Consider the following 25,184-nt stretch of genomic DNA (forward strand, 5'->3'; position numbering starts at 1 on the left):
ACGTATGTGCGCGGCCGTCGCATCGTGGCGCCGGGTGGTCACTGGATGGGGCCGTGTAGTCGAAAATACCGCTGACGGTACTCTTCCTCCTTATCGATTGCTCAATGCTGCCGAACATAGAAATAAGATTGACGTTGGTGCACGTGTACGTACCGGTGATCCTGACGTCGCCCCGTCCTCCCGCCGGGAGCCGGACCTCCGGGAGAACACTGAACGTCCGGTCTACGGTCCACGTGAGCTGCGGTGCCTCCTGAGCGTGGGCGGCCGGGGCTGACACTCCTAGCGTCAACGCGGTCGCGGGTAATCCGGCAAGCATAAGCGTGGCAAGTCGTTTAGCGAATCTCATCCGGACCTCTATCCTTGGTCGGCGACAGCTCGGCGATATCGTAACCAACATCGCACGCCAGACATCTCAAACGTCGACGAAGCGTGAAGATACCCTGGATTCAAAGGGTGAAGTCTGCCCGCGCTCCTCGCCCTGCCGGGCGTGTAGAGCTCGTAAATCAGGTTCCGGTCTATGCGGCCTGCGTTTATTTGTTGATCAGTCCGCCGGAACACCGGCGCGGTCACCGCGCCATGTACGACGGGCTCAATGAGGGCCGCATCGATATCGAACGCTTCCGGACGACGCAGGCCGGGCTCGTGTTGCCGAGGGCGGCTGACGGCAGGCTGATGCTCGCGGTCGATGTCAGCCCGTGGCTGCGACCGGACGCGGCGACCAGTCCAGACCGGTTGTTTCTGTCACGTCTACGGCCGTGGCCGTAGCGCTGACCGGTACATTCCCGGGCGGGCCGTACTCGTTCATCGCCGCGCTGGAACCCGGGCGGCTATGGTTCCGCCGCACCGGAGCGGCACCGTCGCATGTGGACAGACTTTGGCCGGCGTACCTCCGCCGCTTCGACCTCGAACACACCGAGAGGTTCTCGAAGGAGGCGTGTCCATGGCGATGAGGGATCGGTATCCGGTGCGGCCGAGCGGGCCGCTGGCCGGGTGAGTACACCCCCTTCCGGGAAGCGTTGATTCGTCAAGGGTTCGCGGCGCGGACGGCTCAGGACCGGACGAGTTGCCGGCCGGCGTCGGGGGTGCTGCGGGCTGCGATCCGCGTCGGAGCAGTCATCTGACACATGTGGGGTGGCGCGGGCCGCAGCAGGATTCAAAAGGCACCGCATCCGGTGCACGTCACTGAAGAAGGAGACCGACTATGCGGCTGGTGTTGATCGCGCCACCTGGGGCCGGGAAGGGCACCCAGGCCGCCCGGATCGCCGCGCATTTCGGCGTACTGCACATTGCCACTGGCAACCTGCTGAGGAGTCACGTCCAGCGGGGCACGCCGCTCGGGCGGGCCGTGCGCGCCAGCATGGACGCGGGAGCGCTGGTGCCGGACCGGATCGTGCGGGACATTGTGAGCGAGGCGATGGCCGGCGCGAAGGCCGCCGGCGTCGGGTATGTGCTCGACGGCTATCCACGCACGCGGGCGCAGGCTCGCGCGGTACACCGGACCGCGGCCAGGATCGGCATGACCGCCCACGCCGCGCTGCACCTGCGCGTCGATGACGAGGAAGCGGTACGCCGGATGCTCGCCCGGGCCGCCGACGAGCACCGCCCCGACGACACCGAGCCGGTGATCCGCCGGCGCCTGAAGCTTTACCACGAGGTGACCCGGCCCGTCGTGGACGGCTACGCCGCGCGGGGCATCCTGGTCAGCGTCGACGGTACGGGCACGGCCGACCAGGTCACCGCCCGTGTCCTCGAGCGGCTCGAGGAGCCGGCATGGCCGGCAATCTGTATACCGGCACTGCTATCTCGACCGGCAACGCTCGAGCCGCGGGCCACGCCCGTGCTGATGACGGGCTGCTCGACGTGACGATGGCGATCCCGAACGAGCTGGGTGGCCCGGGTGGGATTTCTGCTTCGGTTCGGTGCTCAAACTCGTTCCCGGGCAGCGCAAGGCGCGGATCGGCGACTCCTCGGTGGTCGCCGAGGTGCACGTGCGGGCCGCCCCCGGGCTGCGGCTTCGGGTTCCGGTGGCGACCGAGGTGCGTGAGGCCGGAATGCCGCCATTGGTAGAGGTCCCAGCCGGTGCTGCTCTCGCCGCCGAGGGGCCCTTGAGCAGGCGGGACAACAGCCGAGCGGTGCCCGTGTCCCAGTAGACCGTCTCCAGGACGAAGTCCTCTCGGACAGTGCCACGGCGACGGGTACGCGGGCGGCCTGCGCTCGGCACGGTCCAGATCCTCGCGTGGACATCGGGGCGGATAGAACGTTCCGTCTTGACAACTTGCGTCGAGCGCGGCATCGTGATGAGAGACAGAACGTTCTCTCTTTAAAGTGGTGTTTCCCCAAGACGGCACCCGCGGGCCGCAGCCTCTGTTAGTAACCACCGAAAGGATCGCCATGACTACCGTGGCCGCCCCCGGCTTTTCGACGACGGCGTCCGCCTTGCGGCGCCTGTACTTCGTCCGCTTCGCGTTCGCGATCGTCTGGGCCCTGGTGATGATTCCGCTCTCCAAGGACCTCAATCCGCTCACCGCCACGCTGCTCGTGCTTTACCCGCTGTTCGACGTGGCCGCTGCCATCGTTGACGCCCGCGCGTCGCGGGCTACCGGATCGCCAACCCTGCTCTACGTGAACATCGCGATCAGCCTGCTCGCCGCGGTCGGCCTGGCCGTTGCGGGCGCGTCCGGCATCCCGGCGGTCCTGCGCGTGTGGGGCGCCTGGGCGGTCGTGGCCGGCCTGGTTCAGCTGGCCGTGGCTATTCCCCGACGCAAGATGGGCGGCCAGTGGCCGATGATCATCAGTGGTGGCCTCTCGGTGATCGCCGGTGGATCGTTCATCGCGACTGCGTCCGCGGACAACCCGGCGCTGACCAACGCGGTCGGCTACGCCATCCCCGGCGCCATCTTCTTCCTCATCGCGGCCATCCGTCTCGGCCGTGCGGTGAAGGGAAACTGACATGGAGGACACCACGTACGACGTCATCGTCATCGGCGCCGGGCCGGTCGGGGAGAACGTCGCCGATCGGGTCGTGCAGGGCGGGCTGAGTGCCGCCGTCGTCGAGCGGGAGCTGGTCGGTGGTGAGTGCTCCTACTGGGCCTGCATGCCGACCAAGGCGTTGCTGCGGAGCGCGAACGCGCTCCGGGCGGCCCGCCAGCTATCCGGCGCACGTGAGGCCGTGACGGGCGACCTGGACGCGGACGCCGTGCTGCGCCGCCGCGACGCCTTCGCCTCGAACTGGAAGGACGACGGACAGGTGTCCTGGCTGGACTCGGCCGGGATCAAGCTCTACCGCGGCCAGGGACGGATCAGCGCCGACCGGGTCGTCGAGGTGACCGGCGAGGACGGCGCCACGATCTCACTCACGGCCCGGCATGCGGTCGTCGTCGCGGCCGGAAGTAGTGCTCTGATCCCGGATGTCACCGGCCTGCGTGAAGCGGCACCCTGGACCAGCCGGGAGGCGGCCGCGGCGAGCAAGGTTCCCGGCCGGCTCGCGATCATCGGCGGTGGCGTGGTGGCCTCGGAGGTGGCGACCGCGTTCGCAAGTCTCGGAGCCGTGGTGACGGTGCTTGCTCGTGACGGTGTGTTGCCGCTGGCGGAGCCGTTCGCCGGTGAGCGCGTCGCAAAGTCGTTGCAGGAGGCCGGTGTGTCGGTGCGCATCGGTGCCCAGGCCGTGTCGGTGACGCGGAACGGCGACGGTACGGTGCACGTCGCGCTCACCGACGGCGAGCAGGTCGAAGCCGACGAACTCCTCGTCGCGACCGGCCGTACGCCGAACACGCAGGACATCGGCCTGGACAAGATCGGCCTGAAACCTGGTGCCTGGCTTGTCGTCGACGACACGTTGCGGGTCGTCGGCGAGGACGGGGCGCTGGTCGGCGACGGCTGGCTGTACGCGGCCGGTGACGTCAACCGGCGCGTGCTGCTGACCCACCAGGGCAAGTACCAGGCTCGCGCGGTAGGCGACGTCATCGTGGCGCGGGCCAAGGGCGAAGCGATCGACGACGGCCGGTGGGGCCGGCACGTCGCCACGGCCGACGAGCGTGCTGTGCCGCAGGTCGTCTTTACCGACCCGGAGGTCGCGTCGGTCGGGCTGACCGCAGCCGCCGCCGAGGCCGCCGGGCTGCGGGTCCGGGTCGTCGACTACGACCTGGCCGCTGTCGCGGGAGCCGCCCTGCACGCCGATGGCTACCAAGGACACGCCCGGATGGTCGTCGACGAGGTCCGGCAGGTGATCGTCGGCTGCACCCTCGTCGGTCCGGACGTCGCAGAGCTGCTGCACGCCGCGACGATCGCGGTCGTCGGCGAGGTTCCGCTGGACCGATTGTGGCATGCCGTTCCCGCATTCCCGACCGTCAGCGAGGTCTGGCTGCGCCTGCTGGAGGCGTACGGACGCTGACGGCGTGCCGAGCACGCCTCGTCCCATCGCGGCTCGTTGCGGGACATGGCGCATTGCCGGCGCCTGTCAGCGACGTGCTGATCGCGGCCCGCACGAAAATCATGTAAGGAGAGCACCATGCCCACCAAGATCACGTTGATCATCGGCAATCCCGCGAACCCCGACGAGTTCGAGAAGGTCTACGCTGACGTGCGGCAGGCCGCGGAAACTTTCCCGAAGCTGCGGCGGGTTGAATCGGCCAAGGTGTGGCCGAAGGAGGACGGTACCGCTACCCCCGCGTACCGGACGCTCGACCTGTACTTCGACAGTTACGAGGACGCCTCCGCCGCGGTCGCGACGCCCGTTGCCGGCGCCGTCTTCGGCGGACTCGCGGGGACGCAGGTAACGCTCACGGGACTGTTCTCGGACATCGAGTAGCTACGAGCGAACCGGCTGCGTCCCGAAGTTCGCGGCCGGGCGGTTGTCGCCGATCACACCGGGCCGAGACCCGAAGTCGAGGACCGCGCGGAATCGGGCCGCCTGTGACGGCCCGGTTCCGGTCCCTCGTCTATCCGCTCGTGGGGATGTACCTCGACGAGCGGCCTGATGCGAGGGCGGGCCGCGAAGCCGAACACAGTGATTGGGCCGGTGACCCGCCGGACACGGCTCGTTCTCCCGGCGGGAGGCTCAGCGGGCTCATCACGATCGGATGCACTGCCAGCCGACCGTACGCGTCTACGGGCAGCGCACGGGTGGCCGGCCGTAGGCGGCGCGGTAGTCGCGGGAGAAGTGCGATGCGCTGATGTAGCCGACGGCGGTTGCCGCCTGGCCGGCAGGCTGGCCGAGCACGACGCGGCACCCGCCAACGTCCTGTAATCCGGCGACCGACCAGTCAGGATGGCTGGCGTGCGGCATGAGTCCGGACGAGTCCGTCGACGCCGCGCAGGAAGGTCTCGCAGATCAGCACCGGGTCGAAGAGGCAACCGGCTGCCATGGCGCCGTCGCGGAGCATGACGAAGTGTTGCGCGGCGGCCTCGGCCTGGGTCTTCTGGATGTGCGCCAGCAAGGTGATGATCGTGTCGAGGAACCACTGCCGATGGGCGAGGACGGCTTTGTGTATGGGGTGGTCGGGATCGGGATACTCGGCCACGGCGTTCAAGAAGGCGCATCCGCGGAAGCCGGGGGACTGGATGCCCTGGGCGATCCCCGCTGCAACGGCCCGCACGGCGTCCGTCGCTGGTAGGCCGGAGGCGATGGCTTCGTCCACCTGGTTGCGGATGGCTTGGTCGGCTGCCTGCAGATACGCGAGGACGAGATCTTCCTTGCCTGGAAAGTGCCGGTAGAACGTGGCCCGAGTCACCTTCGCCTCGGCGATGATCCGGTCGACGCCGACGGAGTGGATCCCCTCCGCGTAGAAGGTCTTGATCGCCGTGGTGAGCAGCCGTCGTCGTGCCTCCGACGGCCGAGTCTCGGTTTCGCTGGGAGCCATAGGTCCATGGTAGCGACAGAACGTTCGGTCTTGACAGACCGCCACACGATTGGGTCCGCACAGACCAGTCGTTCAATTCCTCGACTACCGTGTCGCAGATCTAGGAACTGACCGTCTCCTCGTGCCCCGGCGATGGCTGGCCGCTCGGGACCCGGTTCATTGTGCGTCGCGAGTGACCGCGCCCGGCGGCGCTGCCGTCACTGTCGGGATGCCGGCTGTGGTGGGTGCTCTTCGCCGCCTGGAGTGATCGTTTCCAGTGCGTCGCGTAGGGCGGCGCGTGAGGTGATGCCGAGCTTCGGGAAGATCCGGTGCAGGTGGGCGCCGACGGTGCGGTGGGACAGGTGCAGCTGTTGGCCGATTTGCTTGTTGGTCAGGCCGGTGGCGGCCAACGCGGCGATCTGTCGTTCCTGCGCGGTGAGTACGGCGCTGGTATTCGGTCCGGTGATGGTGGCGATCCCGGTGGCGCGGAGTTCGTTGTGGGCCCGTGTTGCCCAGGGTCGGGCGCCCAGTCGGTCGAGGGTGCCGGCGGCTGCGCGTAGGTGCGAGCGGGCGCGGGTGGTGTCCCGGGTGCGGCGGAGCTGTTGTCCGTAGGCGAGTTGGATGCGGGCCTGTTCGAAGGGCCACCGGTCGGCTTCGGGCAGGGACAGTGCGGCCTCGAACAGCGGGCCGGCCCGGTCCTCGTCGGCGGCCAGGGCCGCGGCCCCGGCAGTGATCAATGCGGTTCGGGTGGAGATGCGGTCGATGCCGGCCTGTTGGGCGGCGGCAACGTGCGCGCGGGCCTGGTCCGTCCGCCCGGTGCGGACGGCCGCCTCAACCAGATCCAGCAGCGTCCAGCGGCCCGGGACGCCGGAGTTGGGCGCGCGGGGCGGGTTGACCCGCGACGCATGCTCGTAGGCCGTTTCGTAGTCACCCTGTCCCAACGCCATGAGGATGCGGGTGTGCCCGGCGGACTCCAGCGTCATCCCGACGCGGCGCGGTGCCGCCCAGGTCGTGATCTCGTCGAGGGTCTTGGCGAGCTCCACGTTCCCGCGACAGGCTGCGATGTATGCCAGATGAACTCGATGCTGACCCTCAAGAAGGTGGTAGCCGTGGGCCGCTGCCAGGTTCAGCCCCTCGCGTGCGAGGGCCTCGGCCTCGTCCCATTGCCCGCGGTTGTAGGAGTCGAGGCAGAGCAGCAGCAACCCGGCAACGACCATGGTGACGGCGCCACTGACGCGTTCGTGTTCGACCATGCGCCGGACCTGGTACCGGTAGTCGGACAGGGCATCCACCCCCACGGCCGCGTAGGCCAGGGGAATGATCTGCCAGGGCGCAGCGTCGGCGGGCGGCGCCGCGAAGGCGCGGGCGAGGCCCTCCCGGACCGTGTCGGCGGTGCGGGCGGGGTCCACGAACGCGTCGTAGCACAGACGGAACGGGGTTACGGTCTCAGGGGCGAACCGTTCCAACGCGTCGTTGAGCAGGTCCCACGGCTCGGATCGGGCGCCGTAGACGCCCACGAGCAGCAGCGTGAACAGGATCCCGTAGGAGTCCCAGTCGTTGGCTCGGGGGGCGTCGCCGACGTAATCCAGTGCCTGAGCCAGCAACTGGTGGGCGGCATCGACGTCGCCCTCAACAGCCGTCAGTAGGTAGGCCGTGACGGAGAAGACGAGTCCGGTCGGCGAGTCCGGTGCCTGCCCGGCGGCTGCCAACAACCGGGGCACCTGGTCGAACTGACCCGTCATGTTGGCGAGGAAAGCGGCCTCGACCAGCCGGCGGCACCGATCGGCTGGATACGGGCTGAGTTCACCGGCGCGGACCAGCGTGGCCACCGCGGAGAAAGCGCCGCGCCTCCGGTCGGAAACGGTCGCATCGTCCAACGCTCGAGTCGCCGCGCCGGACACGGCGCCGCGCCGCCAGGCGGTCAGAGCAGCCTCGTCCAGCGCGCGGGCCACGGCCTCGTCCGGTCCGGTCGCGGCCTCTGCCAGATGCCACGCCCGACGGGACGGGTCGTCGGTCAGGGCCGCGGCCAGGGCTTGGTGCGCCGCCCGGCGCTCACGCTGCGACGACAGTTGCACGATCGCCGATTGGATCAGCGGATAGCGATACGACACGAGATCCACGTCCATGTCCACGTGGACCAGGCCCGCCTGCTGCGCCAGGGCGAGGTCGTCGAGGTCCACGCGGCCCTGCGTGGCGGTGCGGACGGTGGCCAGGCTGACGTCGGGTTCCAGCGCGGCCAGTACCAGCAGCTCTCGGGTCGGTGCGTGGAGTGCTCGCAGCTGGGCGGCGAAGAATGCCTTCAGCCGTCTGTTCAGGGGCAGGAGCGCGGGCAGCCGGTCTTGGCCGCGGCGCTGCCGGTCGGTCAGCGAGGCGGGCAGTTCCCGCAGCGCGAGCGGGATGCCGGCCGCCTCGGCCAGCAACCGCCGGCGTACCAGAGGCGCCAGGTCCGGATACCGCGCGTCCAACAGCGTGGCCGCCGGCTGCGCTGCCAGCGGCCGGATCTCCCGCTCGGGCAGCCCGACCTGGTCGAACATGCTGTCGGCGCCGGTACGGGCGGCGGCGACCAACGTGATCGGATCATCGCCGATGCGGCGGACGCCGAACCCCAGGACCGTGGCGCTGGCGCGGTCGATCCACGGCACGTCGTCGATCAGCACCAGCAGCGGGCGCTCGGCAGCCGCTTCGCGCAGCAAGGCGCGCACGGCCGTCGAGATGACCAACGGGTCCTGCGGCGATCCCGCCGCGAGACCGAGGATCTGGTCAAGGACCTCGCGGTGATGGCCGGCGAGCCGATCGACGCGGTCACTCAGCGGGTAGATCAGCTGATGTAACGCCGAGAAGCTGATCTCGGTCTCGAACTCCACCCCGGAGGCGCGCAGCACCCGCATCCCGGCCGCCTCCGCCCGCGCCGCGGCGACATCGAGCAGCGCGGTCTTACCTACCCCTGGATCCCCGCGCAACAGCAGGCTTGGACCGACGTGGCTGCGCCCGGCGAGCAACGAGTCGATCAGCTCCAGCTCGTCTGTGCGGTCTAGCAGGTCGACTACAGGCCGTGATCCTGCCGGATGTCCGTCCTGGTGATGTTCGTCGAAGGGGCTCTGATCGATTGGCCAGGAAGAGTCTGCACCGATCACCGCGCGAGGATCCCATGCTCTGAGGCACCTGGCGTCCCTGAGCAGCTGATGCTCTACCTGTCGGCGCCTTCGATCGTCATACCGCGTCCCTGCAGGGCAAGCGAGACCAGAGACACGTCCAGATCAAGTTTGCCACTCTCCGTATCCGGGCGAGCTCGGCAGGGTCCATGGCACGAACGTCAGATGAGCGACTCCGATATGGAACTTGAGTGCCATTTTGGCATCATGATGCCATGAGGATTCGTCGTACCTCCGCCGTGCTCATGGTCGTCGCGGCGCTGCTGTCCACCGCCGTCGCCGTCGTCCTCCCGGCCCGCCCGGCGCGGGCGGACACCATGCACTTCCTGATCCAGCTCGAGAACGCGTACAGCCGCAAGTGCCTGGACCTGGAGCAGTGGACCGACGACGACGGCCTGCCCGCGGTGCAGCGGGAATGCCTGCCCCACTACTTCGACAACTCCGGCGTCTACACCCGGCAGTGGTTCCACGAGGGCGCGAACTACAGCGTGCCGTGGCCCCTGCTCTACGACTGGTTCGGCCACTACGGCCCGAAGTGCCTCGAGGTGGCCGCGTTCGACACCGCCGACACCGCGCTCATCAGCCAGCACGACTGCAACGACGGCCCACACCAGAACTGGCAGTTCATCCCGTCGCGGATCAGCGGCCCGCCGGCCCTGGCGGTGCTGTACGCCGACGCGTTCCTGATCCGCAACGAGTACACCGGCAAGTGCCTGACGCTGGCCGCCGCCCAGACCTACAACGACGTCGCCATCGTGCAGCGGCCGTGCTACACCGCCGGCTCGCTGCAGCTGTGGTGGCTGCACGACCAGGGCTACTGAGAGGCCATCCGATGCGCATCCGTCGCACCTTCGCCGCCGCCGCACTGGCACGGTTACTGAGCCATGCAGGGCATCCAGCATCACGCCGCTGGCGGCCGGGCGGCGTGGGGATGAACTCGCGCCGCGTGGGTGCCCGGGTGCCGCGCATTGCGGCTTTGCCGCATGCACATGCGGGTGACGCCTGATGCCTGCGGGGCCGGCGTCGTGCAGAATGGTGCGGACGTCGTCATGCTCGTCCGGGGGCGCTGATGGTGCTATCACGCCGTGCCGTGCTGATGCTTGGGGCGGCCTCGCTGCTGTCCGGCTGCGCCGGCGGGTCCGGGTCCAGTTGGCACGCCGGTGCAGCCGGCGCCGTCCCGGCTCCCACGCCGAGCGTCGACCCGTCGTGGGTGATTCCGGCGGTCAAACCACCCGTGCCGGACACGTGCCCGGTCACCTCCGCCGGCGCGCAACACGCGGGCGGACCCCAGTTGTACCTGCCCTGCCACGGCACTGACGTCGCCCTCACCATTGACGATGGCCCGGATCCGCAGTACACGCCGAAGATCCTGGCGCTTCTGGCAAAGCACCGTGTCACCGCCACGTTCTGCATGATCGGTCGGCAGGCGGCGCGGTACCCCAAGCTTGTCGCGGCCGTGCACGACGGGGGGCATCAGCTCGCCAACCACACCCAAAGCCACCCGGCGGACCTGGCGAAGCTGCCGGCCGGCAAGGTACGCGACGAGATCGCCAAGGCCGGCGACGCGATTGCCAAGGGGAGCGGCGGCACCCGGCCGGCGCTGTTCCGCGCACCGGGCGGCGCATGGTCGCAAACGGTGCTGGCGGAATGCAGCGCCCAGCAGATCCGCCCGCTGGATTGGTCGGTCGACCCCCGGGACTGGAGCCAGCCCGGAGTGGAGCAGATCGTCAAGGTCATCCTCACCAAGACCGTGCCGGGCGCGATCATCCTCGAGCACGACGGTGGCGGAAGCCGCGACCAAACGGTGGACGCCCTCGCGATCGCACTGCCGCGGCTCCTCGACGCCGGCTACCGCTTCGCCAACCCCTGAACCCGGGCTGAGGCCAGGGTACTGAAGAGCGACCGGCAGTAGGTAGGAGATCAGCCCGGTCGGCCGCACCCGGCCGGGCGCGAAGCACCACATCCGCACGGCAACCATCTCAGCCGTCTTTGCGGACTTGCCGCAGGTCCTTGTGCGGGTTTCCGGCGAGTGCAGACCGATGCCGGCGACCCATCATGAATGTGGATCGAGCGGTCGGCGTGCGGCGTGCTCCGAGCCCGCAGGAGACGCGCTGTGGTTATTGATCAAGTCGGTGAGCTCGAGCTGTTGCCCGTACCGCGGTGGCGGCACCGACGACCCCGAGCTCGAGTTGCCCCGGTACTCGCCGCCTGCCTGCTGACGGGACTGGCCGTCGCCGGCTGGCTGCGCGCCTTCGATCATGTGCCGCTGCTCAACCCGTGGGCGTCGGCCGCGTTCGAGACGCTCGGCGGCGGCCTGCTGGTCTCGTCGTGGCTACGTCCCGGCCGGCGATGGCGGCGCCGGACGCTCCCGGTACTGCTGGTGGCTGTCGCCGTGACGGTCGGCGCCATCGCGCTGCTGCTGCGGGTGACGGGGACAGTGACCGATGCGTATCCGCCGTCGTTCGCGGTGTGGGTGTTCGCGGGTTTCACCGCCGTGGCCGGGCTGCCGTTCACGATGCGCGGCGTGGTGGACGGCTCGGCCCGATGGCGGCGCGCCGCGGCGATCGCCGCCGTGCCGCTGACCTTGGCCGGTGGGTTCATGCTCATCGACCAGCAGTACGGCATCTGGCCCACCGTCGGCGACGTGCTTGCCCACAACGGCGTCATCGGTACCGACCAGGCGACGGCCATGTTGAACAATCCGAACGCACGCCCTGCCGCGGCTACGGCCGGAGTGACCGTCGCCCTCGATGCGCCGGCGACCCGCTCACACTTCCATCACCGTCCGGGCATGGTGTTTCTGCCCCCGGCGTACTTCGGTCCGGACGGTGCAAAGTTGCCGGTGCTGGTGATGCTGGTCGGGGCGCCGGGCACCCCGGTGAACTGGCTGACGTCAGGTGGCGGCCGCCCGGCCGACAACGCGATCGCCGCCGCGCATCACGGGGTTGCGCCGGTCCTGGTGATCGTCGACCACAACGGCTCAGCGACCGGAGACACGGAGTGCGTCGACGGGCCGCAAGGCAACGCCGAGACGTACCTGACGCAGGACGTGCCCGCATTCATCAGCGGCACGCTGCACATCCAACATGACGCCGGCCGGTGGGGCATCGTGGGCTTCTCCGAGGGCGGGACCTGTTCGCTGGACCTGGTCCTCGGACATCCGGGCATCTACCAGCATCTCGTCGACCTCGGTGGCGACGCCAAACCGAACTTGGGCAATCCCCAGCACACCCTCATGGCGTTGTACGGCGGCTCGACCGCGGCCGAACGTGCTCACGACCCGAGCCTGCTGCTGGCCGCGCGCCGTTTCCCGGGCGTCACCGCCTGGTTCGGCGCGGGCGCTGACGATCCCGCCAAGATCGTGGTAGCGCAACACATGACCGCCGCGGCCACCCGGGATGGTATTCCCGCTGCCACGTACGTGGGCGTCGGCGGTCACAACTGGCAGTTTGCCGCGGACGCGTTCGCCCACATCCTGCCGCGACTGTGCACCCAACTCGGCATGGCGGAGTACGACCCACCGCATTGACGTGCGGCGGCCAGACCGCTCGGTCACCGACACGGCGAGCCTCAGCCTGTCCTTGTCGCCGTTGTTCGTGGTCGTCAGCCAGAGGCCGCCGTCGGGGCCGGCTCGACGGTGCGCAGCCGGCCGTAGGTGCCATTGAAGTAGATCTGCACGTTGGTGAGGCTGCTTTGCCGTCGGGGCCGAAGCGCAGCCGGCCGCCGTTGTGGTCCGACGCGTAGCTGGAGGAGATCGCCAGGCCCAGCACGCCGCCCTCGCCGTCGGTGTTGTCGACGTTGGGCACGGTGCCGACGCTCGTCTTCGCTCCCGTGGCCGGGTTGAGGTGCACGATGTCGTGTGCGTCCCGGCGGTTGTAGAGGATGGTGCCGTCGGGCAGGGTGACCAGGCCCCACGGGATGTCGGTGTCGGTGGCGATCTGGGTCACCGGACACACTGAGCTGCCGCACGCCGCGCCGGTGGTGACGGTGGCGGCATTGCTGTGCGGGGAGACGTTGGCCTGGGCGTCGCGGGCCACGACGTAGTACTGGTAGGCGGTGCTGGCGGCCAGGGCGCTGTCGACGAACGCGGTCGCGGGGGCGGAGGTGGCGGTGCCGGTGACGGCGCCGACCTTGGCGTTGTCGCGGTAGATGTCGTACGCGCGGACGCCCACGTTCATGCGCCACTGCTGGTTGGCCCGGCCGTTGCACGTCCACAACGCCACCGCGGTGCTGTTTTCCGCATCAGTCCTCCAAGTGCATGTGGTCGACGTGCTGGCGGGCTCCAGCGACGCGACGACGTCACTGCTTCGGCGTGACCTCGGATGGCTGGCCTCGCCGGCCTCGGCCGGCTGTCTTGATTCGCCATTGATTTCGCCATGATCCGACTGGTCCAATGGATATCGGCAGGTGTCGCATATCGCAGGAGTCGATCGTGAGTGACGGCGAGATGGGTTCGGGACTGCTGGCGTACACGGAGACGACCGCCTCGGAGTTCTCGGAGGTCGCCGCCTCGTCCTTCGCGGCGGAGCGGATGCGGACCGGCATCGTCATGCTGCATGGACGCTGTCCCCGGTGCGCATCGGCCATCGCAGTGCCGATCTTCGAAGCGGTGTTCCGTCAGGGGACGAAGCGCTCGCGGCGCCGGACGGCGCCGGCTGAGCCGATGTACCACACCGTCGTGTGCACCTGCGACGAAGACCATCCCGGACGCCCGGCGGGACAACTGGGATGCGGAGCGTACTGGACCGTCGAACTGCACGAGGACGGGCAATGATTCGTCTTGCGGCCGGACCGGATGCGTCACTGGCGGACCTTCGCCGGGCGAAGACCCGGCGGCAGCTGATCAGGACAGAGCTGGTCCGAGTTCGGGCGGCCGCGCGGGCGTGGCGCAACGGGCTCGGCGGCCTGCTCGCCGCCCTGGCCGGTTTCTCGCTGGTGAAGGGGCGTTCCGATCTGGGTGAGCTGACCCGAGGCTGGGCGGTTGCCGTCGGGTGGGTGCTGCTGGGTGCGGCGGTCGCCGGCACGCTCAGCGCGCTGACGCTGCTGCGGGCGGCGCACGGCCGGCCGAGCGTGGTGCGCGTCGCCGAGGTTCCGTCACGGGAGGCGCTGGATCATGACGAGGCGCTGCGGACCGCGGTGGCGCTGCGGACCGGCATCGTACTGGCGCTGGTGTGCCTGGTGCTGCTGGTGGCCGCGGTAGGGATGACGTGGTACGGGCCCGCCGACCCCGGCCAGGCGCACGCCGTGGGGCTGCTCGCCGGTCCGGCGGAGCGGTGACGGCCACGGCGCCGATGACGACCGACGAGCTCGCGGACATCGTCATCGCCGTCGTCCACTGCTCGGGCCCGGACGAGCTGCGGGAGATCCTGATCCGCGAACCCCGCCTGCTCGATCCGCGGATGGATGATCTCTTCGACTGGTTCATCCAGGCCGGGATCTCCATGAGTCAGCAGGCGCCTGAGCAGCGTGAGGCACACCTGCGATCGGTCGAAGCGGTGGTGTTGGTGCGCAAGGTGCTCATCGACGCCCGCGACGTCGGGATCGCGGCGGCGATCGAGCGCCTCCAGCCGTTTGGTTGACGGTGCCCGGTCATGCGCCGATGTGGATGAACCCGGCCCAGAACGCGGGGTGACGAAACGGCATCTGCGAGCCGGCGGCGGTCGCGGCGTTCGGGGATCCCCCGCGAGCGGACGAGATTGCCAGCACGGCGGGGAGGCGCATCGACATCATGTCGATCTGGGCGGCCCGGAGGGCGGCGACCGGAGTCTGACCATCGGCGAGGTGGCGGTAGAAGCAGTCCATGAGCACGCAGGTGGCGAGATCGTCGACCGGCCACAGGGTAGCGATCGCGCCGGCGGCCCCGGCGGTGAGGAATCCGGTCGGGAGGATGAAGGCCTCGTCGGGGCGGGTGACGACGACCGCGGTCTGGCAGGCGGACAGCACGACCAACCGGCATCGCATCGCCTCGCCCTCGTAGTCGAGGACCTGGGTCAGATGTAGCCGGCGACCGCCGGGAAGCTCGACCGAGGACAGCAGCGGCTCGTCGAGATTGACCTGCCCGTGGCAGGCGAAGTGCACGTGTGTCGCATCCGCGATGGCGGCCAGCATCTGCGGCGCGGAGACGGGCTCGTCGGACATCATCGTCGACTGCCCGAAGCGGCCGGCCGCCTGCTGCGCCTCCAGCCGGGCATACGGCAGCGGCGGGTCGGCGTCCGGCGTCGCAACGGCGAGCAGCCGCGGGGGTACCGCAGCGGTGGCCTCGGCCGTCGCGGCCGCCGCCGCCCACATCTGGGCCGACGGCGCGAACGACACGGTCGCGCGCTCGATCAGCAGCGCGTGCAGCGGCAGGAGGACGGCGAAGCGGGTCGGTACCAGCACCACCTCGCGAACGCCCAGCGCGTCGAGGGCCGCCGCGAGCGGCTCGACCAGGACGCGCAGCTGCTCCAAGACCGCATCGAGGACGTCGGTGAAGCGGTCCATGTCACCGAACGAAGCCGCCGCCAGCCGGCCTCGGCCATCGTCGCCGACGAGCAGCAGACGCAGGCTTTCCTGGTCGAACCCGTCCACGATGACCGACGTGGCCACCGTCCGGCCGGCGGCGTCGCGGGCCAGGACGATCCACGAACTGCCGTACTCGGCAACGGCCAGGTACACCATGGCCTTGCCGGCCGGGACCCACCGCTGCAGGTCGCTCCAGCCGGGCGGGCGCAGAAAGTCGGGCAGGACCGCCCGCAGCCGTTGCAGCGTGCCGGTGTACCCCTGCTCGGCCAACGCATCGCGATCCATCTCGCGGTAGGCCTTCCACGCGGCCGCCGTGATCTCGGGGTCGTCCTGGCGCCCGGCGAGCTGCCGGACGCCGACCAGGTTCCGCAGGGTACGCCCACGCCCTTGCTCCAATGCCACGGCCGCATCCTCGGGCCGGCCGAGCCGCGCATAGGCGTAGGCGAGCAGGCTGACGGTCTCACCGCCGCCGCGGGTCGAGAGCCGTTGGTGCCGACGCTCCGGCGACAGGTCGAGCAGGGCCTCCTGCGCATCCGCCGCCTCCTGCCAGGCGGCCGCCGCGCCGGGCCAGTCGTCGAGCGCGACGAGCATGTGCCCCAGCAGCCCCGCCGCGCCGCGGCACTCCATGGCCGCGCTGTGCGGCCGCCAGACGGTGAGCGCCTGCTGTAGCCGTTCGGCGGAGCGCTGGGCGTCGGCGCGGTTGCCGACCAGGTCGTGGCGGGCCAGGTGGGCGGTCGCCAGGTCGAACGACACCCGCGCATACTCGTCGGCCAGGCCGAGGTCCGCCAGGACCGCCCGCGCCCGGTCCATCCAGCCGAGACCGGCCTCGAAGTCAGGATCGTCCGCGTCGGCGGCGCCCATCGCCATCGCCTTGCCGAGCACGTGGTGCAGCTGCGCCCACGCCAGCGGATCGGTCTCGACCTCGACGTGCTCCAGTGCGGCCGCGGCCGCGGCCAGCGCCGCCTCGACGTGCTCGCGGGTCGGTTCGCCGCGATGGTCCAGGTAGGCCAGCCCGAGCTTGTGCAGACAGGAGATGACCGGCGGGGTGGCCGTCGGCTCGTGCAGCTCAAACGCCTGCTCCAGCCACTGCTGAGCCTTACCGACGTTGCGCAGCGGCTCGCCCTCGATCCGGACGAGATAGACCTCGCCGAGTCCCTGGGTCGCGGTGACGGCCAGGTCGCGCAGCCCGCCCGCGGACGCCAGCCGCAGCGCGATCTTGAACGCGGACTTCGCTTTTTCGAGGTTCTTCCACCGAAGTCCCGCGCCGCGGTGGAGGTAGCAGAATCCGATCATGAGGTAGATGCGGGCGGTGACCGTGCGGTCGGCGGTCCTGGTGTACGTGATGGCTCGCCGGGCCAGCCCGAGCACGGTCTCCAGATCGGTGGTACCCGACTGTTCGAGCAGGGCTTCGGCCTGGGCGGCCAGGATTTCCCCGACCAGCATCCGGTCGTCGGCCATCGTGGCGACGACGGCCGCGAAGTCCAGATCGATGGCCGCGGCCAGCTGGTTCGCCTCCGGATCACCGCTGTCGTCGCCGCGTAGCAGTTCGGCGCGCAGCAGGCTCACCCGGGCCCAGGTCGCGGCGTCCCGGGTCGGCGAAATGTTGGAGCGTCCGGCGTCCAGGAAGTCGATCTTCTCCGCCGTCGAAGCGGCGTTCCACTCCGGCCCACCGATGAGCACGTGGTCACCCTCCGATGCGCAGCAGGGAGCAGGCACCCGACGCCAGGAGAATACCCAACCCCATCAATCGTGTCGCCGAGTCCACCGACGATGCCCAGCTCGAACCGTTCGGGCACGTCGTCGGTGGCCGGTAGCAGCTTGTCGGGGCGCAGCGTCTCCAGCAGCGCCGGGGCCGCCCCGATTCCTGCGCCGTCTCGGTCGGCACATCGAGGCCTCGCCCGCGGCCGCCGAGTACGCTGCGCACGCGGTGCTGATGGCCCTGCGCGAAGCGGCCGCCGGCGACGCGTACCGGCAGCTGCGCGCCGACCAGCATTGCCCGGACAGGAGCGTCGCCGTCTCACGATCAGCGCTCGCGATCAACTCGAGCACTTCGAAGGTCGGTCGTACGTCGCCGAAGGTGCGGTGGACGGCCGGACGCCGCGGTGGCGTCCGGCCCTCCTGCGGATCATCGGGTCGTATAGCGGATGACGTCGGTGCGCATCACATCGCCCGACGCCTTCACGGCCCGGAAGGTGTGCTGCCCGTTGCCGAGACCGGCGACGCTGTACACCTGCTGCTGTGTTGCCCGTGCATCGCCGTGGGTGTCCACGCGCTTGGCGAGCTTGCCGTCGATGTAGATGTCGACGAGGCCCTGTTCGGGGGCGGTGGCGGTGATCCAGTCGACGCCGGTGCCCCGGAAGGTGTACGAGACGGCGTCGCCGTTGTGCGTGGTGGCGTGCACGTCGTCGAGGTAGTCGCCGCGGAACGCGAAGTCCAGCTGCGCCGCGCCGAGCGGGAGCCCGGCGAGGTACGCCGAGCGCAGGGTCACGGTCGAACCCGACAGGGTGTAGTCGGTGCCCTGCCTGAGGGCGGTGCCGCCGCGCGAGACGCCGGTGAGCTCGCTGCCGCTGCGCAGGAGCCGCACCTGCACGTCCGCCGGGGCCTTCGTGTCGAACGACGCCGTCGGCGGGTCGATGAGGCTCGGCTGGAGCACGTCGATCCGGTCGAGCAGCATGAAGGCGCCGGACTTCTTGACGGCCTTGAGCGTGTGGCTGCCGTTGGGCAGGTCGTTCACGGTGTACACGGTCTGCTGGGCGAGGCGGGGCTGGCCCGGGTCGCGGCCGGTGTTCACGGTCTTCATGAGCTGGTTGTCGATGTAGATGTCGACGTTGCCCTGCGAGGTGTCCAGCTCGGTGAGATAGGAGACGCCGGTGCCCTGGAAGGTGTACAGGAACGAGTCGCCGTCGCGCTCGGTGTAGTGCACGCCGTCGCTGTAGTCGCCGAGCCCGCGGCCGGTGCTCTGCGACCACGATCCCACGTAGGCGATGCCCGGGTCGGTGTCGTCGTGGGTGATCGTGCGGACCGGGCCGGTCGTCGACGGCGGGGCGGGGGTGCCGGTGTCGGTCACGGTCAGGGTGAGCGGCTGCGCGGTGGCGGCGACGCCGTCGCGGGTCCATTCGCCGCTGTAGCCGACCCGCAGGGCGTCGTCGTTGACGGCGACGGTGGCGCCGGGCTGCGGGGTCACCCTGAGCAGCCGTACGCCGTGGATCGGTACCCCTGCGGCGGTGAACCGGCCGGTGAAGCGGCCGAGGTCCTGGTGCGCCCACAGGTCGCGCACGGTGGCGGCGCCGGTGAGGCCCAGGTCCGTCCAGTTCGCCGTGACGTCCTTCTCGGTGCGGCCGAGGTTGAACAGCGCGACGGTGTAGCTGCCGTCGGCGTTGAGCGCGTACCAGACCTGCTGCTGCGTCGCCGTCGAGACCGGCCGCGCCGGGGTCCCGGCCTGGTCGACGCCGATCACCTCCGGGTTGGTGAGCAGGCTCAGCCCGTAGGAGTCGAGGTTCGTCAGGTCGTTGCCGATGTACATCGGCGCGGCGGAGATCGCCCACAGCGTTGTCGCGGTCTGCCGCTCGTCGCGGGTCAGGCCGTCCATGGTGCCGTTGCCGACGTCGAGCGAGTCGAGGTCGTTCCACCCGCCGTTGCCGCCGTTGCGCCACCAGGCTGCCACGTCGGGGAAGAGCCGGGCGATGTTCTCCCACTTCGTGAGCGCGTCGTTGGCGCAGTAGCACTCGACGTCCCACTCGACCCGCCAGCCGTTGGCCTTGGACCGCCAGTAGTCGGCGTACTTCGGGTCGACCGCCCACGACAGCTCGAACCAGATCTTGCGGGCCTTGAGCGCCGAGGACCAGGCGGCGACGTCGTCGCGGGCGTCGAGCGACAGGTCGCTCACCCCGGAGCCGGGGGTGACGCTGTCGAACTTGACGAAGTTGACGCCCCACTGGCCGAAGAGCTCGACGATCGAGTCGATGTACCGCTGCGAGCACGGGTTCGAGAAGTCAATCTTGTAGCCGATGTGCCAGTAGTCGGAGGGGCGCGGCGGCTGCGCGACGATGTCGTGCGTCGTGCAGCCGGACGCGCCGGCGATCGGCAGGTTCGCGTTGTAGACGTCCGGTGAGATGCCGGGGATCATGTACAGCCCGAACTTCTGGCCGTTCGCGTGGACGTGGTCGATGACCTTCTGCAGACCCTGTGGGTAGAGCGTGGCGCTGGGCTTCGGCCGGCCGTTGGCGTCGACCCCGTCGTTCCAACCGGCATCGACGTTGATGTAGTCGTAGCCGTACCGCTGCAGCTTGGCGTGCATCGCGTCGGACTGCCGGACGAGCTGGTCGCCGGTGATCCACTTCGAGTTCCCGGAGTACACCTGCATGCTGTAGCTGCTCCAGCCCATGTACGGCCGGGTGGCCCACGGGTCGGCGGTCGCCGGCGCCTGGCTCGTCGGATCAGATGGCGGCGCGGCCTGCGCCGGGCGGGCGCTCGCGCCGGTCAGCGCGAGCAGCGCGGCGGCCAGGACGGCGGCCGCGGAACGGGTTCGTAACGGTGACCTCACGGCGTCCGGAAACATAGCGGGAACGTAGAAGCAATAATTAACTTCGTCAAGTATTGATTTCCGTGAACCGGCGGACCTACGCTCGGCGGCACCATCAGCATCAGCAGGCACCCGGCGGCTCAGGCCGGTACTGCCGCAACGCCAAGCGAGGACGACGATGCCCGCCGCGCTGTTCGACCCTGACGAACCGGTCCTGGCCGCGAGCCGCCACCGGCAGATCCTGGGGCTGCTCGCCGAACAGGAGTACGTGACCACCCGCGAGATCCGCGACGCCACCGGCGCGTCGAACTCCACGGTCAACCGCGACCTGGGCCTCCTGGCCGGCGCCGGCGCCCTGCAGCGCATCCGGGGCGGCGCGACCCGGCCGGTCGCGCCGCGCGATGCACTGGTCGAGGTCCGCGCGCACCTCGCGGGACTGTCCCGCCAGCTCAGCTACGGGGACCTCGACTCGGTCCAGGCGATTCTCCGGCAGGCGCTCGCGGCTTGTAACCGGTCAAGCCTTCGTCGCGGATCGCCCTAGTGCTGTGACCGCAAACGTTCGCCGGGTTGTGGCGTTGTTTGTGGTTCCTCGCCCGCGGGTGCGGTCGAGCGACTTCCTACTACCGCTGTGTGTGGTGGTGGGGCGGGCCTCAGCCGGCCGAGGGACCCGTGCGCGCGACGTGGTCGGCGTGGGTCACGCCGGGACGGTCCGGCACCGGGCAGGTGCCGTCCCGCTCGACGGTGCGTGAGCACGCACGGCAGCACCGCGGCCGCCGTGGTGGTGTTGGTGCCGCCGCCCGCCCCGGTCGGGGTGCGGGTGGCGATGGTGGCGGCCGCGAGCAGGTCACGGTGCCCGGAGATGTTGCAGTGGTGGCAGATCATGGTCCGGCCGGCGGGTTTGCGGACACGTTGCCGGCAGGCGGGGCAGGTGGAGGAGGTGCCGCGCTCGTCGACGAGGTGCAGGGTGATCCCGGCGAGGTCGGCCTTGTCCCGCAGGACCGCAATCGCCCGGCCGATCTGCCACTGCCGCAGCCGCAGGTTGTGCCGCCGCCCGCCGTCGAGGGTGAGGACTCCGCGCGGGTCACCGACGGTCAACGTCCCGACCCGCTGCTGCACCGCCCACGCGATGACCGTCTTCGCGGCTTCGTGCTGCGCCTGCCGGACTCGGCGGCGGTGCCGGGCCTCGACCAGCCGAGCCCGGCGCCGCTGTTTGCGCCACCGCCGCGACCCCCGCTGGCCAGGTGCCGGGGCGTGGCCTGCGCAGGCCCGGCGGCGGGCTTTGGTGTCGGCCAGGTGCATGCGGTGCTCGGCGCGGAACGCCCGACCGGACACCAGCAACCCGTGCCCGTCCGGCCCGGCCACCGCGTAGGGGTGGATCACGCCCAGGTCCACCCCGGCAACCCGGCCCGGGTCGGGTGCGGCGTCGTCAGGGTAGGCGGTGACCGGGATCTCAGCGGTGACCTCCAGCCACAACCGGCCACCCTCCGCCAGCAACGTCACCGACCGGACCTGCCCGGCCGGATAGGGCACCGCCCGGTCCAGGCGCACCCGCAACGGCCGGCGACCGGCGGCGGTCGGCAGCCGCAGGTGCCGCCCGTCCAGGGTGAACGTGCCGTGATACCAGCGCACCGGCACCAACGCACGCCGACGCCGCGGAAACCGGGCCGTGTCATCACCCGCACGGCGGCGCTTCGCCGCGGCGAACCACGCATCCGAGAAGCGGCGCAGCACCGACCGGGCACCAGCGGAGTCGAGGTCGCCGAACGTGCCCGGACCGGACACCGCCAACTCCCGGCACAACGCAACCCGGCCAACGTTCGCGGTCACAGCACTAGCTCGGCCAGCTCCGCTCCGAGGTGGACCTCCTCGCCCGCGTGGACGGCCAGCTCGACGGTTCGCCCGCCGTGGCGGATCACGGCCGTCCGGGTGCCGGTCGGGTGGCCGCCGCGGACCGTCAGCGAGGCGAGCCGGCCCCCCTGCCACGCGAGGTCGACGCTCCACCCGCCGCGGCACCGCACGCCCCGGGCCGAGCCGTCGGGCCACTGCGCCGGGAGGGCCGGGAGCAGGCGGATCACGCCGCCGTGGCTCTGCACGACCAGCTCCAGGATCGCGGCCATGAGCCCGTAGTTGCCGTCGATCTGGAACGGCGGGTGGGTGCTGAGGAGGTTGGGCAGCAGGCCGCCCCAGCGCGAGCCGTCGACCGGCGCGTCGGTCGACGAGTCGCCGTCGAACGGGCGGGTCGCCTCCAGGAGGAGCTCCCTGGCCGTCCGGGCGTCGCCGAGCCGGGCCCGCAGCGCGATCTTCCAGGCCCACGACCATCCCATCGCGCCGGGCCCGCGGGAGTCGAGCAGCCGTGCGGCGGCCGCGGCGAGGTCCGGTGTGAGCTCCGGGTCGATCTGGGCGAGGGGGTAGACCGTCACCATCTGGGACATGTGCCGGTGGACGGGGTCCTGCTCCGGATGGTCGTGGACCCATTCCTGCAGCCGGCCGTCGGCGGTGATCGCCGGTGGGCGCAGCCGTGGCAGCGCGTCGCGGATCTCCCGGCAGACCGGGTCGTCGGCCTGTCCCAGGCGTTCGGCCGCGTCGAGGCAGCGCGTGAACAGGGCATGGATGAGCGCGATGTCCATCGTGGTGGAGTACGACAGGGACTCGGCAGTGCCTTGGCGGGAGATGAAGGCGTTCTCCGGCGACGTGGAGGGGATGGTGTCCAGCCGGCCGGCTCCGTCGTCGACCAGCCAGTCCAGGCAGAACTCCGCGCAGCCGCGCATCAGCGGCCAGGCCCGCTCGCGCAGGAAGCCGGTGTCCTGGGTGAAGTCGAAGTGGTCCCAGAGGTGCTGGGTCAGCCAGACGCCACCCATCATCCAGATCGCCCAGGAGGGGTTGCCGTGCCCCATCCCGACGGGCAGGGCCCAGCCCCACATGTCGGTGTTGTGGTGGGCCACCCAGCCCCGGGCGCCGTAAAGGTGCCGGCTCACCTCGCGCCCGGTTACCGCGAGACGGTCGATGAGCTCGAACAGGGGCTGGTGGCATTCGCTCAGGCCGGCGGGCTCGGCGCCCCAGTAGTTCATCTCCGTGTTGATGTTGAGCGTGTAGTTCGACGACCAGGCGGGGCGAAGCTCGGCGTTCCACAGGCCCTGCAGGTTGGCCGGCGGGCCGCCGCCCGGGCGGGACGCCGACGCGAGCAGGTAGCGGCCCAGCTGGAACATGACCGTCGCGACGAGGGCGTCGTCGGTGCCGCCCAGGACGTCCCGGGCGACGTCGAGCGTACCGCCGCGGCGAGGCCCGACCGTGAGGCGCGTGCCGCCGAGCAGGTCACGCAGGTCGCAATCGTGGGTCCGGAGGGCCGCCGCGGCCCGCCGCGTCGCGTCGTCGAGGTGCTGTCTGCGGCCGGCGGGTGGCGAGTTCGTCCAGAAGTCGCCCGCGGCGGTGGCGCTCGACAGGGTCACGAGGGCGCGCGTCATGCCGCGCACGGACCAGGTGCCGCCGGTCACGTCCACGGTGCCGTCGGTGTCGATGCGGACGGCGGCCGCGGCGAACGGGTCGTAGCCGCCGGTGCCGGGCTCGGCGTACCGCAGCGGATCCTTGACGCTCTCCTCGTGCCGCGGCGCGCCGTCGACGGGCACCTTGACGCCCACGACGATGCCCGCGGGGGTCGTTGCGCGGTACACGACGCGCAGGGGCGAGGACAGCTCGAGGCTCAGGTCCGCGGTACCGCCGTCGACCGTGACCGAGACGCACAGCGCCTGCGCCGGCCGGCTCGCCCAGGTGCGCCGTTCGACGGTGCGCCCGTCGCCGAGGTCGATCGTCTCGGCGACGACGCCGGTGTCGAGGTTCAGCGTCCGGCCCCGGTAGGTCGCGTCCGGCCCGGCGGCCAGCGACATCCACAGGTCCACGAACGGCAGGTACTCCTGGCTGTAGCGGCCCTCGAACGACATGAGCAGCGCCTCGGCCCGGCGGTGGTCCTCCTCGCGGATGGCCTGGCGCACCTCGGCGAGCCGCCGCGGACCTGCGCCCGCCGCGAGGACCTCGGCCAGCCCGATCGCGGGGCCGGCCGGCGTCCCGGACCAGACTGTCGAGTCGTTGACCTGGAACCGGCTGCGCTGCACGCCGCCGAAGACCATGGCCCCGAGGCGGCCGTTGCCGACGGGGATCGCCTCGAACCAGCTCGCCGCCGGCCGCGGCCAGGCCAGTACGAGGTCGCCGGTCATGCCCCACCTGCCAGTAGGTCGCGCAGCCAGCGCAGCTGGATCGGCGCCTGGAACGTGGCGCCGCCCTCGTGCCCGTTGTAGGGCCAGATCGTGATGTCCTTCGGGCCGGCGTAGTGGTTGTACGCGGCGAAGACGGTGGACGGCGGGCAGACCGCGTCCATCAGCGCCACCGAGTACAGCGCCGGCGCGGTGGCCCGGGCGGCGAGGTGTACGCCGTCGAAGTACGCCAGCGTGTCGAAGACCTGCTCGGTCCGGTCCCGGTTCGTCGCGCAGAAGTCGGCCAGTTCCCGGTAGGGGTAGGCGTCGGTGATCTCGGTGGCGCGCCGGAAGTGGGTGAGGAACGGCACGTCGATGAGGGCGGCCCGGACCCGGGGGTGCAGGCCGGCGACGGCCTGGGCGATGCCGCCGCCCTGGCTGGCGCCGGCGACGATGATCTGGTCGGTGTCCACGTCCGGGCGGGTGGCAGCCGCGTCCACCGCCCGGACCGCGTCGGTGAACAGCCTGCGGTAGTAGTACTGCTCGGGGCTCAGCACGCCGCGGGTGAGCAGGCCGATGTGGTGGGGGGTGTCGCCGCCCGGCAGGTCCGGGGTGTCCCCGTCGCCCTGACCGCGGGAGTCCACGACGAGGACCGCGTAGCCGGCCGCGGGCCACAGCAGCCACTCGTGCGGCCGGCCCCGGCCGCCGCCGTAGCCGATGAACTGCACGACGCAGGGCAGCGGCCCGGAGAAGGTCGCGGGCGTGAGGAACCAGCCCGCCACCCGCTGTCCGTCGTGGCCGGCGAACCGGACATCGTGCACGTGTACCCCGGGCAACAGGGCGTCGTAGGGCGTGAACTGCGGCGCCAGGTCGTGCTTGGCCGCGGCGGACAGCGTCGCGTGCCAGAACGCGTCGAAGTCGTCCGGCTCGGCGCGGTGCGGGCGGTACGCGCGCAGCTGCTCGAGGGGCAGGTCGAAGTGGGCCACGG

General features: G+C 70.6%; 20 protein-coding genes and 2 pseudogenes. 14 read left to right on the forward strand and 8 right to left on the reverse strand.

What is annotated here, in order from left to right:
• Window positions 1-552 precede the first annotated feature (552 nt).
• The 6 genes and pseudogenes from AB0B76_RS51745 to AB0B76_RS51770 form a co-directional block, all read left to right on the forward strand.
• Window positions 553-824, forward strand: a pseudogene (locus tag AB0B76_RS51745) (transposase); the annotation flags it as partial.
• 377 nt (window positions 825-1,201) lie between these two features.
• A complete protein-coding gene (locus tag AB0B76_RS51750) occupies window positions 1,202-1,864 on the forward strand; it encodes an adenylate kinase (protein ID WP_360391473.1) in 663 nt (220 codons plus the stop codon).
• A gap of 55 nt (window positions 1,865-1,919) precedes the next feature.
• Entirely contained in the window at window positions 1,920-2,150 is a 231-nt protein-coding gene (locus AB0B76_RS51755) for a hypothetical protein (RefSeq protein WP_360391475.1), read from the forward strand.
• 241 nt (window positions 2,151-2,391) lie between these two features.
• Window positions 2,392-2,949, forward strand: coding sequence for a hypothetical protein (locus AB0B76_RS51760; RefSeq protein WP_360391478.1), 558 nt, complete (start codon window positions 2,392-2,394; stop codon window positions 2,947-2,949).
• A 1-nt stretch (window position 2,950) separates the two neighbouring features.
• Entirely contained in the window at window positions 2,951-4,390 is a 1,440-nt protein-coding gene (locus tag AB0B76_RS51765; protein ID WP_360391481.1) for an NAD(P)/FAD-dependent oxidoreductase, read from the forward strand.
• Between the two features lie 117 nt (window positions 4,391-4,507).
• Window positions 4,508-4,807, forward strand: a complete 300-nt coding sequence (locus tag AB0B76_RS51770; protein WP_360391484.1) for a hypothetical protein — start codon at window positions 4,508-4,510, stop codon at window positions 4,805-4,807.
• Window positions 4,808-5,261: 454 nt separating this feature from the next.
• On the opposite strand, the gene AB0B76_RS51775 is transcribed toward AB0B76_RS51770, so the two are convergent.
• Both AB0B76_RS51775 and AB0B76_RS51780 read right to left on the reverse strand, forming a co-directional pair.
• The gene (locus AB0B76_RS51775; protein ID WP_360391488.1) at window positions 5,262-5,858 is read right to left on the reverse strand and encodes a TetR/AcrR family transcriptional regulator; all 597 of its coding nucleotides are present in this window, start codon (window positions 5,856-5,858) and stop codon (window positions 5,262-5,264) included.
• A 197-nt stretch (window positions 5,859-6,055) separates the two neighbouring features.
• Complete coding sequence (locus AB0B76_RS51780) at window positions 6,056-8,971, reverse strand: AAA family ATPase (protein WP_360391491.1); 2,916 nt, start codon at window positions 8,969-8,971, stop codon at window positions 6,056-6,058.
• 233 nt (window positions 8,972-9,204) lie between these two features.
• Between AB0B76_RS51780 and AB0B76_RS51785 the strand changes: the two genes are divergently transcribed.
• The 3 genes from AB0B76_RS51785 to AB0B76_RS51795 all read left to right on the forward strand — a co-directional run bounded on the left by AB0B76_RS51785 (window position 9,205) and on the right by AB0B76_RS51795 (window position 12,518).
• The gene (locus AB0B76_RS51785; RefSeq protein ID WP_360391493.1) at window positions 9,205-9,810 is read left to right on the forward strand and encodes a hypothetical protein; all 606 of its coding nucleotides are present in this window, start codon (window positions 9,205-9,207) and stop codon (window positions 9,808-9,810) included.
• 275 nt (window positions 9,811-10,085) lie between these two features.
• Window positions 10,086-10,859 (forward strand): polysaccharide deacetylase family protein, encoded by a 774-nt coding sequence (locus tag AB0B76_RS51790; protein ID WP_360391551.1) that lies wholly within the window; start codon window positions 10,086-10,088, stop codon window positions 10,857-10,859.
• A gap of 522 nt (window positions 10,860-11,381) precedes the next feature.
• On the forward strand, window positions 11,382-12,518 hold the full coding sequence (locus tag AB0B76_RS51795) for an alpha/beta hydrolase-fold protein (RefSeq protein ID WP_360391495.1): 1,137 nt from the start codon (window positions 11,382-11,384) through the stop codon (window positions 12,516-12,518).
• Window positions 12,519-12,777: 259 nt separating this feature from the next.
• Here AB0B76_RS51795 and AB0B76_RS51800 read toward each other — a convergent pair.
• A pseudogene (locus AB0B76_RS51800) lies at window positions 12,778-12,945 on the reverse strand (hypothetical protein); the annotation flags it as partial.
• Between AB0B76_RS51800 and AB0B76_RS51805 the strand changes: the two are divergent.
• The 4 genes from AB0B76_RS51805 to AB0B76_RS51820 all read left to right on the forward strand — a co-directional run bounded on the left by AB0B76_RS51805 (window position 12,890) and on the right by AB0B76_RS51820 (window position 14,568).
• Window positions 12,890-13,033, forward strand: a complete 144-nt coding sequence (locus AB0B76_RS51805) for a hypothetical protein (RefSeq protein ID WP_360391556.1) — start codon at window positions 12,890-12,892, stop codon at window positions 13,031-13,033. The pseudogene AB0B76_RS51800 and the gene AB0B76_RS51805 overlap by 56 nt on opposite strands.
• 388 nt (window positions 13,034-13,421) lie before the next feature.
• Window positions 13,422-13,763 (forward strand): hypothetical protein, encoded by a 342-nt coding sequence (locus AB0B76_RS51810; protein WP_360391497.1) that lies wholly within the window; start codon window positions 13,422-13,424, stop codon window positions 13,761-13,763.
• Window positions 13,760-14,266: a hypothetical protein gene (locus AB0B76_RS51815; protein ID WP_360391500.1), complete on the forward strand. Its 507-nt coding sequence runs from the start codon at window positions 13,760-13,762 to the stop codon at window positions 14,264-14,266. Before AB0B76_RS51810 ends, AB0B76_RS51815 begins: the two co-directional genes overlap by 4 nt.
• 14 nt (window positions 14,267-14,280) lie before the next feature.
• Window positions 14,281-14,568 carry a hypothetical protein gene (locus AB0B76_RS51820; RefSeq protein ID WP_360391503.1) on the forward strand — a complete coding sequence of 96 codons (288 nt, stop codon included), beginning with the start codon at window positions 14,281-14,283 and terminating at the stop codon, window positions 14,566-14,568.
• A gap of 10 nt (window positions 14,569-14,578) precedes the next feature.
• On the opposite strand, the gene AB0B76_RS51825 is transcribed toward AB0B76_RS51820, so the two are convergent.
• Window positions 14,579-17,170 carry a CHAT domain-containing protein gene (locus tag AB0B76_RS51825; RefSeq protein WP_360391505.1) on the reverse strand — a complete coding sequence of 864 codons (2,592 nt, stop codon included), beginning with the start codon at window positions 17,168-17,170 and terminating at the stop codon, window positions 14,579-14,581.
• A 445-nt stretch (window positions 17,171-17,615) separates the two neighbouring features.
• On the reverse strand, window positions 17,616-20,048 hold the full coding sequence (locus AB0B76_RS51830; protein WP_360391508.1) for a X2-like carbohydrate binding domain-containing protein: 2,433 nt from the start codon (window positions 20,046-20,048) through the stop codon (window positions 17,616-17,618).
• Between the two features lie 142 nt (window positions 20,049-20,190).
• Between AB0B76_RS51830 and AB0B76_RS51835 the strand changes: the two genes are divergently transcribed.
• Complete coding sequence (locus AB0B76_RS51835; protein ID WP_360391510.1) at window positions 20,191-20,553, forward strand: DeoR family transcriptional regulator; 363 nt, start codon at window positions 20,191-20,193, stop codon at window positions 20,551-20,553.
• Here AB0B76_RS51835 and AB0B76_RS51840 read toward each other — a convergent pair.
• From AB0B76_RS51840 to AB0B76_RS51850, 3 genes are read right to left on the reverse strand one after another with little or no spacing between them, the layout of a single operon-like run.
• On the reverse strand, window positions 20,550-21,839 hold the full coding sequence (locus AB0B76_RS51840; RefSeq protein WP_360391513.1) for a transposase: 1,290 nt from the start codon (window positions 21,837-21,839) through the stop codon (window positions 20,550-20,552). The genes AB0B76_RS51835 and AB0B76_RS51840 overlap by 4 nt on opposite strands.
• Complete coding sequence (locus tag AB0B76_RS51845; RefSeq protein ID WP_360391516.1) at window positions 21,836-24,220, reverse strand: glycoside hydrolase N-terminal domain-containing protein; 2,385 nt, start codon at window positions 24,218-24,220, stop codon at window positions 21,836-21,838. The genes AB0B76_RS51840 and AB0B76_RS51845 overlap by 4 nt, the downstream gene beginning before the upstream one ends.
• Window positions 24,217-25,182: an acetylxylan esterase gene (locus tag AB0B76_RS51850; RefSeq protein ID WP_360391519.1), complete on the reverse strand. Its 966-nt coding sequence runs from the start codon at window positions 25,180-25,182 to the stop codon at window positions 24,217-24,219. Before AB0B76_RS51850 ends, AB0B76_RS51845 begins: the two co-directional genes overlap by 4 nt.
• Between the last annotated feature and the right edge of the window lie 2 nt (window positions 25,183-25,184).

The sequence above is a fragment of the Dactylosporangium sp. NPDC049140 genome (genome assembly GCF_040648435.1).

Excerpts from the sequence above, each read along its gene's own strand:
- AB0B76_RS51845 (WP_360391516.1), bottom strand. The coding sequence starts at position 24,220 with ATGACCGGCGACCTCGTACTGGCCTGGCCGCGGCCGGCGGCGAGCTGG.
- AB0B76_RS51760 (WP_360391478.1), top strand. The coding sequence starts at position 2,392 with ATGACTACCGTGGCCGCCCCCGGCTTTTCGACGACGGCGTCCGCCTTG.
- AB0B76_RS51820 (WP_360391503.1), top strand. The coding sequence starts at position 14,281 with ATGACGACCGACGAGCTCGCGGACATCGTCATCGCCGTCGTCCACTGC.
- AB0B76_RS51770 (WP_360391484.1), top strand. The coding sequence starts at position 4,508 with ATGCCCACCAAGATCACGTTGATCATCGGCAATCCCGCGAACCCCGAC.
- AB0B76_RS51765 (WP_360391481.1), top strand. The coding sequence starts at position 2,951 with ATGGAGGACACCACGTACGACGTCATCGTCATCGGCGCCGGGCCGGTC.
- AB0B76_RS51785 (WP_360391493.1), top strand. The coding sequence starts at position 9,205 with ATGAGGATTCGTCGTACCTCCGCCGTGCTCATGGTCGTCGCGGCGCTG.
- AB0B76_RS51775 (WP_360391488.1), bottom strand. The coding sequence starts at position 5,858 with ATGGCTCCCAGCGAAACCGAGACTCGGCCGTCGGAGGCACGACGACGG.
- AB0B76_RS51835 (WP_360391510.1), top strand. The coding sequence starts at position 20,191 with ATGCCCGCCGCGCTGTTCGACCCTGACGAACCGGTCCTGGCCGCGAGC.
- AB0B76_RS51830 (WP_360391508.1), bottom strand. The coding sequence starts at position 20,048 with ATGTTTCCGGACGCCGTGAGGTCACCGTTACGAACCCGTTCCGCGGCC.
- AB0B76_RS51750 (WP_360391473.1), top strand. The coding sequence starts at position 1,202 with ATGCGGCTGGTGTTGATCGCGCCACCTGGGGCCGGGAAGGGCACCCAG.
- AB0B76_RS51790 (WP_360391551.1), top strand. The coding sequence starts at position 10,086 with ATGCTTGGGGCGGCCTCGCTGCTGTCCGGCTGCGCCGGCGGGTCCGGG.
- AB0B76_RS51815 (WP_360391500.1), top strand. The coding sequence starts at position 13,760 with ATGATTCGTCTTGCGGCCGGACCGGATGCGTCACTGGCGGACCTTCGC.